Source organism: Mucilaginibacter sp. McL0603 (assembly GCF_049992945.1).
Taxonomy (GTDB): domain Bacteria; phylum Bacteroidota; class Bacteroidia; order Sphingobacteriales; family Sphingobacteriaceae; genus Mucilaginibacter.
The window spans coordinates 4,912,295-4,925,455 of record NZ_CP188251.1 but is presented as its reverse complement, the minus strand read 5'-3'; the positions used below and the strand labels follow the sequence as shown (position 1 = coordinate 4,925,455).

At 40.0% G+C, this 13,161-nt stretch carries 9 protein-coding genes; 3 read left to right on the top strand and 6 right to left on the bottom strand.

Annotated elements, in window-relative coordinates:
- Positions 1 to 4: 4 nt before the first annotated feature.
- On the top strand, positions 5 to 1,036 hold the full coding sequence (locus tag ACPPVU_RS22480) for a hypothetical protein (RefSeq protein WP_426668977.1): 1,032 nt from the start codon (positions 5 to 7) through the stop codon (positions 1,034 to 1,036).
- On the opposite strand, the gene ACPPVU_RS22475 is transcribed toward ACPPVU_RS22480, so the two are convergent.
- The 5 genes from ACPPVU_RS22475 to ACPPVU_RS22455 all read right to left on the bottom strand — a co-directional run bounded on the left by ACPPVU_RS22475 (position 1,033) and on the right by ACPPVU_RS22455 (position 8,877).
- Positions 1,033 to 2,553: a KAP family P-loop NTPase fold protein gene (locus ACPPVU_RS22475; protein WP_426668976.1), complete on the bottom strand. Its 1,521-nt coding sequence runs from the start codon at positions 2,551 to 2,553 to the stop codon at positions 1,033 to 1,035. The two genes, ACPPVU_RS22480 and ACPPVU_RS22475, sit on opposite strands and share 4 nt — an antisense overlap.
- Positions 2,554 to 2,630: 77 nt before the next feature.
- Entirely contained in the window at positions 2,631 to 3,371 is a 741-nt protein-coding gene (locus ACPPVU_RS22470) for a head GIN domain-containing protein (protein ID WP_426668975.1), read from the bottom strand.
- A gap of 180 nt (positions 3,372 to 3,551) precedes the next feature.
- Entirely contained in the window at positions 3,552 to 5,216 is a 1,665-nt protein-coding gene (locus ACPPVU_RS22465; RefSeq protein WP_426668974.1) for a M1 family metallopeptidase, read from the bottom strand.
- Between the two features lie 49 nt (positions 5,217 to 5,265).
- Positions 5,266 to 6,933 (bottom strand): M1 family metallopeptidase, encoded by a 1,668-nt coding sequence (locus tag ACPPVU_RS22460; RefSeq protein ID WP_426668973.1) that lies wholly within the window; start codon positions 6,931 to 6,933, stop codon positions 5,266 to 5,268.
- 84 nt (positions 6,934 to 7,017) lie between these two features.
- Complete coding sequence (locus ACPPVU_RS22455) at positions 7,018 to 8,877, bottom strand: CocE/NonD family hydrolase (RefSeq protein WP_426668972.1); 1,860 nt, start codon at positions 8,875 to 8,877, stop codon at positions 7,018 to 7,020.
- Between the two features lie 449 nt (positions 8,878 to 9,326).
- Here ACPPVU_RS22455 and lpdA point away from each other — a divergent pair, with 449 nt between their 5' ends.
- Complete coding sequence (lpdA, locus tag ACPPVU_RS22450) at positions 9,327 to 10,730, top strand: dihydrolipoyl dehydrogenase (protein ID WP_426668971.1); 1,404 nt, start codon at positions 9,327 to 9,329, stop codon at positions 10,728 to 10,730.
- 142 nt (positions 10,731 to 10,872) lie between these two features.
- On the opposite strand, the gene ACPPVU_RS22445 is transcribed toward lpdA, so the two are convergent.
- Positions 10,873 to 12,168 carry a sugar MFS transporter gene (locus ACPPVU_RS22445; RefSeq protein WP_426668970.1) on the bottom strand — a complete coding sequence of 432 codons (1,296 nt, stop codon included), beginning with the start codon at positions 12,166 to 12,168 and terminating at the stop codon, positions 10,873 to 10,875.
- Positions 12,169 to 12,412: 244 nt separating this feature from the next.
- Here ACPPVU_RS22445 and ACPPVU_RS22440 point away from each other — a divergent pair, with 244 nt between their 5' ends.
- Complete coding sequence (locus tag ACPPVU_RS22440) at positions 12,413 to 13,075, top strand: hypothetical protein (RefSeq protein ID WP_426668969.1); 663 nt, start codon at positions 12,413 to 12,415, stop codon at positions 13,073 to 13,075.
- The last annotated feature ends 86 nt before the right edge of the window (positions 13,076 to 13,161 follow it).

The following is a 13,161-nucleotide window of genomic DNA, read 5'->3' as shown; positions in this document are numbered from 1 at the left end:
ATATATGAATAAAAAATTCTACCTCACCGCCTTTTTTTCCTTCTTTATAAGTGCCATGGCCATGGCGCAGACTACATTGGATGTTGATTTTAGCGGTTTAGGCTTCCTTGATAATCGCGAGTACAAAGATTTTGTATCCCGCTCACGAACCTATTCAGGTACTCGCGTCGCACTTGATTTTGGTCTTAATATAGATAGCCTGAATAGTTTTGTTGTGGGAGCAAATGGGCTACATGAATTTGGCGCGGTGCCTTTCTTTTTAAAGGTTGATCCGATAGCCTATTATCAGTTCCATAATAAGAACTGGCAGTTTAATATTGGTGAATTTTCCCGTACGGGTTTAATAGATAATTATCCCCGCGCATTGCTAAATGATACGCTTCAATACTACCGTCCCAATATTGAAGGTATGTTTTTGCGTTATCTCAGTAACAACAAAGACTTTACCGAAAGTTTGTGGATCGATTGGGTAAGCCGGCAAACCGATACCCAGCGCGAAGAGTTTTTATTCGGACTAGAGGGAAAATATAAGCCTGATCATTATGGACCGTTTTATATATCACATTATTTTCTGCTATTGCACGATGCGGGAGCGGCTATATTGACGCCCGACGATCATATCATGGATAATGGTGGTGCGCAAGTTCGGTTGGGATTAGATTTTAGTCATAAGACCTTTTTGGATTCCTTGTCAATTGAAGCAGGCGGAATGGTATCCTTAGAAAGAACACGGGGCGTTGATCAGTTGCAAAAACCACTGGGCTTTGTCGCCAGCGCTTATTTAAGCTATTGGAGACTTGCTATATTTAATGAGTTTTATGCCGGCGAGGGAAGCCATATTATTTATGGTGATTCCTTTTACGAAAAGAAATTTTATAACCGGCTCGATTTTATCATTACCCCATTTGTGGCTAGCCGTTTAAAAGGACAATTTATCTTCACAGTGCATAAAGACCCCGGCTATACAAGTAACCAGGAAGCATTTAAGTTGACCTATGATTTGGGTAGAAGGAAGATAGCGACGTTTAAAAATTAAAGTAGATATTTGACCATCTCGAAAAGATTCCAAATGGGGTAATCGGTTCCATAGTGGAGTATATCGTTTTTATATTTTATTAAGAACTTACAATAAAGAGTCAAAAACTCTTTGTCTTTGAATGAGTCTTGAAAAACATGTATATCCTTATCAGAAAAGTCAGTCAAATAGGTTGGCTTTGTGTGCGCAAATAGCAATATGAACTTTGTGAATTTATGATCATCTTGTCGTTGAACTATACTGTTGCCTGTGACCAAATTTTTAACATTAAAAGTCTTATAATCTTTCAAAGTTAAAGTGTTAGTTACATACGATATGGCGCTATTGTACTTATAATTATCATTTTGAGCGGTAAAATATCGATAAATAGGTTCTATATAGTATGTCATTTTTTCTTCATAAGCTTCCAACTCAATGAAGTCCTGGTTATTGAATTCATAAAGTATTATAAAAAACAAACAATATATAGTTTCAAATACATTGCCATTTTGTTCATCTAATATGATATCAGGTATAAGGTCTCTCATTTCTTTTGGAATAGCACTGAGAACCTTAAATGATTTTAGTATCTCATACTTGCTTAAAACTTTCTTTAGATGGCGTGGAATAATAAACCTAATTGATTTGAAAAAGTCCTCTATTATTTCTTGGTTAGAGTATGTCCTGCCATTAGTGAGCTTTACATCACCAGGAAAATGTGGTTGAAGTATTTTTTGAAGAGAAAAGATTTTCGGCATATTAAATGCAACATCAAAGACCTTTTCCAAATACTCCTCTGCTTTAACTACATCTTTATATTTTGTTTTTACAGCTTTTGTTACCGCTTCTTTATCCATTCCACAAAAAAATACAGTCTTCTCACCGTAAGTAAAAAATAGCTTTAATGCAGTAATGAGATTAAGTACATTTTCAGGTTCACATCTGTCTAAATCATCAACGAATACTAAAATTTTTTGTGCGCCAGCCTGTTTTAATATAAGTTGCTCAACCTCTATAAATTTCTCTTTAAATTCTTTATTCGTCTTATAAAAAGAAGGATTTTTGGTGTTGTCAATTGACTTACTAATTTGTTCTATAATTTTTTCACCGGAAATTTCTAGATCTAGCCCTATACCTGTTAAAAAGCCAGGGGCCTTTAATGTAATTCCACTTGCAAAACTTTTGAAAGCTATTAAAGCATCCTTCATGAAATTTTTAACAATTTGACTATTACGATTTAATCCATCAGTTAAGGCGTCGCAAAGGGACAATGCTAAATTTTCATCTTTCTCGTGCTCCCACGCATGAAAAAATATTGGTTTATAGATATTTGGGTCTACGTTGTCATTAATGTATCTCATCAAAGATGTCTTGCCACTACCCCAGTCTCCATAAAGAACCAACATTTTGCTTTTTTCTAATGCGGTTGAATTTTGTTCGAGAAAGATTTTTATAGCGTCCGCTTTAGTCAAAAAGTTAAAGCTGTCTTGTTCTTTGTAATTGTCGAGCTCTTGATTATGAAGAAGTTTAGGGTTCATTACTGTGATAAATTAGGTTAAAAAAAAGCCGTGTACATTTAAGTACAAGGCTTAAAGATAATTATTAAAACTGTGTTTTAGTTTCTCTCAATATCTCCGCTTCCGGATTTTGATGACATTACGCTTTTGGCGCCTCCGGTGTAATGCACGTCACCCGAACCGGAAATGGAAGCGGATATACTATTGCTGGCATTAACAGATGCATCGCCCGAGCCCGAAACACGTACGATGGTATTTGATGTCACCAAGCCTCTGGCCTCGAAATCGCCCGAACCGGAAACACTCACTGCTGAATTGTCGGCATGGCCGGATAATTTCACATCTCCTGAACCGGATATACCGCTTTCCAGGGTTTTTACATCAACTTTTCCATACAGATCTCCGGATCCGGATACTTTTAATCTTAAGGAATTAGTGTGGATGCCTTCTTTAAAGAAAACATCACCAGAGCCTGAAACGCCAATACTGTTCAGGTCTTTTGCAGTTACATAAACAGCTATCTTTTTATGGTTGCCAAAAAGATCGTCCCAGTGAAAGTTGTTATCGTTTTTATTATAAATTTTCAAAACACCATTATCCACCTCGGTGATGATATGATCGATAATATTATCAGGCGCTTCTACTTTTACGGATTCAGTTGAACCTTGTGTGATATAAACATCAAAGGAACCACCCAGGCTTACGGCATTAAAACCTGTTAAGTGACGGTCTTCTATTTTGGATACAACGATATCTGTTGAAATATGCGGAGCAGCATAAATACTGGCTGGTCCTGAAAGCAGGCTGACAGCCAGTAATATTTTAGTCAATGATCTCATTTTTTATTTGTTTACAGATATGACGCGGGTTAAGTTAAAAGGTTGCATGAAGTTCGCAAATAATCTCAAAAGATACATATCATTTACCTATAATATCGAACATCGAATGCTGAATTTCGAATAATGAAGTTAATACTTCAGTGTTAATTATTCAATATTCGATGTTCGAAATTATGAATGCTAGTCCATCAATATTCCGATGTAATAATTGAATGTGTCCACTTCTAAGTTGTCTTTTGTGGTCCCTTCAATATTAAGTGGTGTAAACCGGGTTGTGGGTTTGATGTATTGGTATTCGCCACCTTTTATTTTTACTTTGACAGGCATATTAAAGCCTTTTGCATCAGCCTGCCAGCGAACAGCCAGCTTACCTTCACGGGTTGTCATAAACTCAAGTATTGGCAGATTTCTGTAATGCAGGTACTGATCAAATACAGGTGACAAATTAGTACCTGATTGCTCAGTGATATAATTTACAATATCATCATAAGTAACTGTTTTATGATAAAAAGTCTTATTGAGACCACGCAGGATACCGCGCCATTTTTCATCATCGTTAATGATCGTTCGGATCATATTAAGCAGGTTTCCGCCCTTATAATACATATCGCCAGATCCTTCTTTATTGACATTATAAGGCCCTACTATAGGGCGGTCATTCACGATCAGAAAACGAGTACCGTGTACATATTCCTGACCTGCCTGTTTACCCCATTTATTTTCGACAAACAAGGATTCGGAATAATTGGTAAAGCTCTCGTGTATCCACATATCGCCCAGGTCTTTTGAGGTGATATTATTGCCGAACCATTCGTGACCACTCTCGTGTACTACTATGAAGTCCCATTTCAAGCCCCAGCCTGTTCCGGAAAGGTCGCGGCCTAGATATCCATTGTGATAGTGATTGCCATAAGCTGTTCCGCTTTGATGCTCCATACCCAGGTGATGCGATTCGATCAACTTATAACCATCTTCATAAAAAGGATATGGGCCAAACCAGTATTCAAAGGCTTTTAGCATAGGTTTGGCATTATCGCCCCATTGTTTTTTGGCTTTTTCAAGATTATAACTCAACGGCCAGAAATCAAGTGTTAGTTTACCTTTTTCGCCATCGTAAGTATCACTATAATGGGCATAATCACCTATGTTGGCTTCGATATCGTAATTATTTATCGGGTTAGCTACAAACCAATCGAAACGGGTATAACCATCTTTCAACTTAGTAACCTTGCGTAAACGACCATTGGAAATATCCTTTAAGCCTGTAGGTACACTTATACTAATCAATGCACTATCAACCTCGTCAGCCTGCTGATCTTTATTTGGCCACCATACGCTTGCACCCATTCCCTGGCAGGCAGTAGATACCCAAGGGTGACCTAATGAATCAACATTATATTCAACGCCGCCATCCCATGGCGCGCGCTTGGCAATAGTTGGATTGCCCGAGTAATAAACGGTAAACTCTTCTTTGCTGCCTTTAACAACAGGCTGCGGGAACGTAACAAATACGGCATTAAACTCGCGGGTATAAGGCAATTCCTGGCCTTTGTAAACTACTTTTTCCACTTTTAAGTTAGCGAACAGATCAAATTGTAGTTTAGTGAAATCCTGCGTAGCGGTGAATTTGAACAGCACATTACCGCTGATGAATTTATTGGGGATATCAAACTTCACATCCAGATGATAGTAATTGATATCATAACAGGTACGCAAAGGCGAAAGGTAGCCCCTCAATGAATCTGCACGGGTAAAAGTTTCTTTATTGGTGCCTAGTTGGGCAAAAGTGTTAAAGGCAATCAGTGTTGATGCCAGTACTGTTAAAAAAAGAGATTTCTTAGTCATAATATTTTATTTGTAGCCAAATGCAGAAGTTGCCAGAAGCGTCCGCGTATCAACTGCCTTTTTGTATGCCCGATAATTTGATATAATAATTAAATGTATCTGCCTCAAGGTTGTCTTTAGTCGCGCCCGGCAAATCAAGCGGTTTTAAGGTTGTGGTTGGAGTGATGAATTTATATTCGCCGCCTTTAATGCGCACCTTAACAGGCATGTCAAAGCCTTTTGCATCGGCTGTCCATTTGCAATAAGGCTTACCATTTTGCCAGGTGATCTGCAATGTAGCTAAATCCTTATAATGCAAATATTGGTCAAAAACCGGCGATAAGTTCATGCCCGATTGTTTATTGATGTAGCCAATGATATCATCATAAGTAACGGTTTGATGATAGAAGGTTTTATTTAGTCCGCGTAGTATGCTGTGCCATTTATCATCGTCGTTGATGATCGTCCGCACCATATTCAACAAGACCGATCCTTTTGAATACATGTCCCCGGCACCTTCTTTATTTACGCCATATACACCTACTATCGGACTCTTGTTGCCTATGTCCTGGCGCAGGCCGTGCACATATTCCTGTGCTGCTTTTTTGCCAAATTGACTTTCAACAAATAAAGATTCTGAATAGCAGGTAAATCCTTCATGTATCCACATATCTGCCAGGTCTTTCGCGGTGATGTTATTTCCAAACCATTCGTGGCCGCTTTCGTGGACAATAATGTAATCCCACTTAAGTCCCCAGCCTGTGCGGGACAGGTCATACCCGAGGTATCCATTTTTAAACTTATTACCATAGGCTACGGCACTTTGATGTTCCATGCCTAAGTGTGGCGTTTCTACCAGTTTGTAGCTATCCTCATAAAAAGGGTAGGGGCCAAACCAATATTCAAATGATTTGAGCATCGGTTTTACATTGGCATCAAATTGCTTTTTTGCTTTTTCAAGATCAGCCGGCAGCACCCAAAAATCAAGGTCTAGTTTGCCTTTTTCGCCGTTGTAAGTATCTGTAAATTCGGTATAATCACCAATATTGGCTGCCACATCATAATTGTTAATCGGGTTAGCCACGAACCAGTCGAAGCGGGTATAGCCATCATTCAATTCAGTTACTTTACGCAGGCGGCCGTTGGATACATCCTTTAAGCCTTTTGGTACGCTGATACTGATGAGCATACTGTCCACTTCGTCAGAGAGATGATCTTTATTAGGCCACCAGATGCTTGCACCTACGCCTTCGCAGGCAGTTGCTACCCATGGCTTGCCTATTGTATCCTGTACGTACATCACGCCCCCATCCCACGGTGCATTTTTGGCGATGGTAGGGTTGCCTGAGTAGTAGACCGTAAATTCATCGTGACTGCCCTTTGTTATGGTAGAAGGAAAAGCAACAAATACAGCATTGAACTCGCGTTTGAAAGGAACTTCCTGGCCTTTGTAAACTACCTTTTCAACTTTCAGATTATCAAACAGGTCGAATTGAAGTTTATTAAAATCCTGCGTAGCAGTAAATTTAAACAGGTTGCTGCCGCTGATGAATTTATTATCGATATCGAACTTCACATCTAAATGATAATAATTGATATCGTAACAAGTACGTAAGGGAGTGAGTGTGCCACGCAATGTATCACCACGGGTAAATTTGGTTTTTTCTTCCAAAAGCTGCGCATGAGCGCTACTATTCAATAAGACCAATATTGCCGCAAAGGCCACCAGTTTTTTCATGTCGTGTTTTTATTTCAAGTGCCATTAAGCAGGTACAGCGGCAAGCTACTGCTCATCGCTGTACCTGCTCCCGGCACCTGTTATTTATTTTAATACTTCTACATCAATAAAGCTGTCATCATAAACAGAATGCGTAGCTTTTATATAATCGCTTTCGTCAGCTTTATAAGGATTGTCAACAAATTTTTGAGGGTTGCGTGCGATCAGCGGGAACCAGGTGCTTTGTACCTGGATCATAATACGGTGGCCTTTTTTAAAGGTATGCAACACATCCTGCAGACGGAAGTTGATGTCTGTTTTTTGATTAGGTACCATTGCTTCGGGCTTCTCAAAGCTGTTGCGGAAACGTGCCGGCATCACTTCAGAACGCACCATTTGCCAGTAGTTGGAAAGGATGATGCTTTTGTTTGTCATGTAAGGGTTGTTCTGCTCATTTGGCGGATAAACGTCTATCAGCTTCACTACCCAATCAGCATCGGTGCCAGTGGTGGCCACTTTAAGGTGGGCCATGATCTCGCCGCCCAGGGTAACGTCGTCATTTAAAACATCAGTTTCATAAACCAGCACGTCTGTGCGGCGACCCGCAAAACGCTGATCCTCGCTCATGTAATTATGCGGGGTGAAACCCATGGTAGTTGAGTTATCTTCAGTATAAGGTACAGGCTTTAACGGGTCGCTTACAAAAGACATGGAAGTGCCTGCCGTAGGTTGGCTGTTGGCCAATTTACCATCCGCCCCTAAATATAATTTTTGGTGCGTAGCATTTGGTGCAGGCCATTTATCAAAAGTTTCCCAGTCCTTTTTGCCGGTATTGTACATATAGGCATTGGGCAGGCCCGAGTTTTTGTCGCCATTGCCTTTAAGGAAGTGGTTGAAAAATTTGGCCTCGATATTTTTCTGGTAAAAGGTAGCTACGCTGTCGCCAAAGTAAACGCTGGAGTGCATGGTATGCCCCGTCTCGCGCGACCAGCGCCCATGCCCGAAAGGCCCCATCACGATGGTGTTATAGGCGTTAGGATCTGATTTTTCAATAGCCCTGTGGATGGCCAGCGGACCGGTAAGGTCTTCGGCATCATACCAACCGCCAACCAGCATTACCGCAGGTTTTACTTTGCCATAGTGTTTGGGCAGATTTCTTTTTTGCCAGAACTCGTCATAACTTGGGTGGTTGACGGTTTCCTGCCAGAAAAAGTTATCGTGATAATATTTATCGGCGTTTTTAAGCGGGCCAAGGTCAAGCAGAAACTGGAACCCGTCGCGTGTGCCGGCATTCAGCATACTATACCATGCTTTTGTGGTGGTGTCTTTTTTCTGCACGCCAAAAACCGGGAAGGTGAAGAAATAGCCCTCAATAAAAGCGCCGTTATGGTGGAAGTCGTCAAAGAAGAAATCAGAGATAGGGGCCTGCGGTGATGAGGCCTTTAAAGCCGGGTGGTTTGACAGGATGCCCGCTGCCGTATAAAAACCGGGATAGGATATGCCCCATTGGCCAACGCGCCCGTTATTGTTTTCAACGTTCTTGATCAGCCAGTCGATAGTATCATAAGTATCGGAGCCCTCATCCACATCTTTCTTGCTTTTTTTATCATCTATTACAGGGGTCATATTGGTCCAGGTGCCTTCGCTTTTCCAGCGGCCACGTACGTCCTGGTACACAAAAATGTAGCCTTCCTTCATCATATATTCAGACGGGCCCAGGCGCGGTGGATATTTGCTTTCGCCATAAGGGGCAACGCTGTAGCAGGTACGCTGCATCATAACGGGATACTTGTTTTGCGGCGAAGCATCCTTTGGTATGTAAATAGCAGTAAAGAGCTTTATACCATCACGCATGGTGATATAAACTTCCTTCTTGGTGAAGTGCTCCTTCACATAGTCGCTTTGTGCAAAAGCACCTGTGTAAAAGCACAGGAGTGTAATAAAAAGTAAAGTAATTTTCTTCATTATGGGTTTTTTGATTTCAGAACCTAATTTAGTAAGTAATCTGTTATATAGACCAGTATATAGCAATCCTTTTACAATAAGGGTTAAATACCGGGGATTATCTGTTAATATATGGGTGGTGATGATTAGTTAACCGGCGATTGGTTAGTTAGTGATGACAATGTTCCTTTATTATTTAATATCGAACACCGGATAATGAATTTTGAATGTTGAAGTACCTGTGTGAAAGCTAATCACTGGTTAATTGATCGCTAAATTTTACCCTAACCCCCTCCTTCACCCGATTGCTGGGGAAGGCATCGCACTTGGCCCTGCTGTATATCGGACATCGAATAAAGAATATTGAATGATGAAGTGAATTTATAATCCTTAAGTCAACTAATCTCCAATTAAATCATCACTAATCCCTAAAATACTTACCTTTGGCGCACCAATAATTACATACTACTATGCAATATGATGTTATCGTTATCGGCTCTGGTCCTGGCGGCTATGTAGCGGCTATTCGTTGTGCCCAACTAGGATTAAAAACCGCTTGTATCGAAAAATATGCTACTTACGGAGGCACCTGCTTAAACGTGGGTTGTATTCCTTCAAAAGCTTTATTAGACTCATCCGAACATTATTATAACGCTTCGCATGCCTTTAAAACGCATGGTATCAACCTGGAAAATCTTTCTGTTGATATGGAGCAGATGATGAAACGAAAAGTAGATGTGGTGAATAAAAACACCAGCGGTATCAGCTTTTTGTTCAAGAAAAATAAAATAGATGGCATCCAGGGTATAGGTTCGTTTAAAGACAAAAATACCATCATCATTAAAAAACCAGATGGCACCAACCAGGAGATCACTGGCAAGAACATCATCATAGCTACTGGTTCAAAACCATCAACACTGCCTTTTATCAAGATCGATAAAAAACGCATTATTACTTCTACTGAGGCTTTGACCCTGACCGAAGTACCAAAACACCTGATATTGATCGGCGGTGGAGTTATCGGGTTAGAGTTAGGTTCAGTTTATAAACGTTTGGGTGCTAAAGTATCTGTGATCGAGTTTATGGATTCTATCATCCCCACGATGGATCGTGGGCTTGGTAAAGAATTACAGAGAGTACTATCTAAACAAGGCATGGAATTTTATACCGGCCATAAAGTTACCGGGGCCACTGTAAAAGGCAAGGAAGTTACCGTGACCTTTGATGCACCAAACGGTGAAAAGAAAGAATTGAAAGGTGATTACTGCCTGGTTGCTGTTGGTCGTATAGCTTATACAGATAATTTAGGTTTAGATAAGATCGGGCTAACTGTAGAGGAACGCACTAGAAAAGTAACTGTAGATGAGCACCTGGAAACTAGTGTTAAAGGCGTGTATGCTATAGGCGACGTAATTCGAGGCGCGATGCTGGCACATAAAGGTGAAGACGAGGGAACTTTTGTGGCGGAAAGTATTGTTGGGCAAAAACCACATATCGATTATAACCTGATACCGGGTGTAGTATATACCTGGCCGGAAGTTGCTGCTGTTGGTCAGACAGAAGAACAACTGAAAGAAAAGGGCGTAAAATATAAAACAGGCTCATTCCCTTTCAGGGCAAATGGCCGTGCGGTAGCGAGCGGTGACCTGGATGGGTTTATAAAAGTTTTAGCTGATGCTACTACTGACGAAATATTGGGCGTACACATGATCGGTCCGCGTGCTGCAGATATGATCAGTGAAGCTGTTGTGGCGATGGAATATCGTGCCTCTGCAGAGGATATCTCCAGGATGAGTCATGCGCACCCTACTTTTACTGAAGCATTTAGAGAAGCTTGTTTGGCTGCTACGGATAACAGGCCGATACATATTTAAGCCCCCTCTAAATCTCCCCTTGTAGGGGAGACTTTATATTCTGATTTAGGATTTCGGAATTCCGATTTCGGATTTTATTATAAAGAAAAAGCGACCTAAATAGGGTCGCTTTTTTATTGTCCTTTTTGGAAAGTATATAGCACTATACCGCTACCACGTGCTTGCCTTTTTTGTAACCTATAGTAGCAAAATATAGGATAAACAGATAAATCGGGATCAACATTGCATATGCAGATTGGGCAGACATCTTATCAACCAAAAATCCATATAAGGGAGGAAAAACTGCGGCTCCAGCAATACTCATTACTAATAAGGAAGAACCTATTTTTGTAAACCTGCCCAAGCCTGACAGGCCCAAAGGCCAGATAGCAGGCCACATTAAAGAATTGGCCAACCCAAGTAATGCAATGCAAAATACAGAGTAATAGCCGTGAACAATTAGCGCACATGTTGTAAAAATAAATCCTAAAACAGCGCATACAACCAATGCTTTTTGCTGGGTAATAATACGCGGTATGCAAAATATACCGATTAAATACCCTACTATCATCGAAACGAGTGTGCAGGTAGTGAAAAATTTTGCGGTTGATAGAGGTATATTCAATGAGGCACCGTAACTGATGATCGAGTCACCTGCAATAACTTCGGCGCCTACATATAAAAACAGGGCAATCACTCCTAATATTAAATGCGGGAAATTAAGAATACTGGTTTTACCGGCATTTGCAGCAGCAACATCTTTATCCTCGTGGTTAGTATCAATCTCCGGAAGGCTGACAAAGTAGATCAACACAGCTAAAACGATCAACACCACAACCATCAAAATATAAGGCACGATCACTCTTGAGGCTAATTTGTCAAGTTCAGCCGCTTTGTGAACCGCATCGAGGGTTAGTAATGTTTTCTTTAATCCGTCTATGTTTTTTAATGCAACCGCACCCAAAGCTATGGGAGCCAGGGAGCCTGCCGCCTTATTGAAAATGCCCATGATGCTTATCCGTTTGGCTGCACTTTCCGGAGGTCCCAAAATAGTTATGAATGGATTTGATGCAGATTGCAGAACAGCTAGTCCGGAGCCTTGCACAAATAACCCTAATAAAAAAAGCGCATAAGTACGTGTAATTGCAGCCGGGATAAATATAACAGCACCTATAGCCATAATAACGAGCCCCGCCGCCATACCATTTTTGAAACCAAGCATTTTGAGCAGCCATGCGGAGGGAACCGCCATTACCAGGTAAGGTAAATAAAAGGCTGTTACTACCAGATAAGCCTGTACATTGCTGCTCAGATCGCAGGCGATTTTTAAGTATGGCACCAATACCGAATTTAACCAGGTAACAAATCCGAAAATAAAGAACAACGCCGCTATAATAATGATAGGGTTGATTGCGGGCTTTTTAACGTCGGTGTTTTCGGAAATTGTAATGGTGGTCATATCTTTTAGTTAAGTTGTTAATAAGTTTAATAAGTTTCCAAAATAATTAAAAAAGTTGGGTTGTATAGCAGCAGGCAGAGATTTCCTTTTAAAAAGCAAAGGAATCATAAATAGTAGTATAATTCTTAAAGAGGAAACCATATTTTTATACCAACCTTATGGACACTTTTGTAACCGTTTTAACTGTACAATACCCCCAACAACTTTGGATAATCAAGGGAAGACTTGAATCGGAAGATATCCAATGTTTTTTGTTAAAGACGAATTAACAGTTCAATCTTATAATCTTTATTCGAACGCTATTGGCGGGGTTAAACTTCAGGTATTACAAGAAGACGTTGAAAGGGCGAGGGATATTTTAACAGAACTGGGTTATATTAAAGACGAACCTATTAAATCAGATCTGCTTACTCAAATTGATCAGAAAAAATCTTCTATCCCTTTTTTTAAGAGTATAAGCGCTGCTAACGGAATTATTCTTCTAACTGTAATTTTCGTTATCACTATTACAACATTACTATATTTTATTTTCAGGCCATCGTTATATGATATTTTAACGAGCAATTCATGGTGTGTTGACAAGATCTATTATAAAAGTACCCTTATTGGACCGAAAACTACTGGCATTTTTATAAAGATGACGACGGATAGAAATGGGGAAGCAGATTGCGATGAACAAATGAGCTTCGATAAAAATCACAGAATTACTTTACCTGGGGTAAATAGCAATAGTGTTGTTGGGCAATGGCAAGAAGGAGATGACATCATAATTACTGTTAATTCTTTTGAAAATATTTTTGCTGGCACTTATAAAGTAGATATCTCAAATAATCTTGTGACACTTAAATCAAAAACAACTGTGATTTATGCTCATCGAGACGATTACCGTATGCCGATGTCTTTCTAGAAAAATCATAGAAATTCCTGTGATATTATAAACCCAATTAAATTCCGAAATTCACCTCTCGTATAATACTGAATGAATTCTATGCT

Excerpts from the sequence above, each read along its gene's own strand:
- ACPPVU_RS22480 (WP_426668977.1), top strand. The coding sequence starts at position 5 with ATGAATAAAAAATTCTACCTCACCGCCTTTTTTTCCTTCTTTATAAGT.
- ACPPVU_RS22475 (WP_426668976.1), bottom strand. The coding sequence starts at position 2,553 with ATGAACCCTAAACTTCTTCATAATCAAGAGCTCGACAATTACAAAGAA.
- ACPPVU_RS22470 (WP_426668975.1), bottom strand. The coding sequence starts at position 3,371 with ATGAGATCATTGACTAAAATATTACTGGCTGTCAGCCTGCTTTCAGGA.
- ACPPVU_RS22465 (WP_426668974.1), bottom strand. The coding sequence starts at position 5,216 with ATGACTAAGAAATCTCTTTTTTTAACAGTACTGGCATCAACACTGATT.
- ACPPVU_RS22460 (WP_426668973.1), bottom strand. The coding sequence starts at position 6,933 with ATGAAAAAACTGGTGGCCTTTGCGGCAATATTGGTCTTATTGAATAGT.
- ACPPVU_RS22455 (WP_426668972.1), bottom strand. The coding sequence starts at position 8,877 with ATGAAGAAAATTACTTTACTTTTTATTACACTCCTGTGCTTTTACACA.
- lpdA (WP_426668971.1), top strand. The coding sequence starts at position 9,327 with ATGCAATATGATGTTATCGTTATCGGCTCTGGTCCTGGCGGCTATGTA.
- ACPPVU_RS22445 (WP_426668970.1), bottom strand. The coding sequence starts at position 12,168 with ATGACCACCATTACAATTTCCGAAAACACCGACGTTAAAAAGCCCGCA.
- ACPPVU_RS22440 (WP_426668969.1), top strand. The coding sequence starts at position 12,413 with ATGTTTTTTGTTAAAGACGAATTAACAGTTCAATCTTATAATCTTTAT.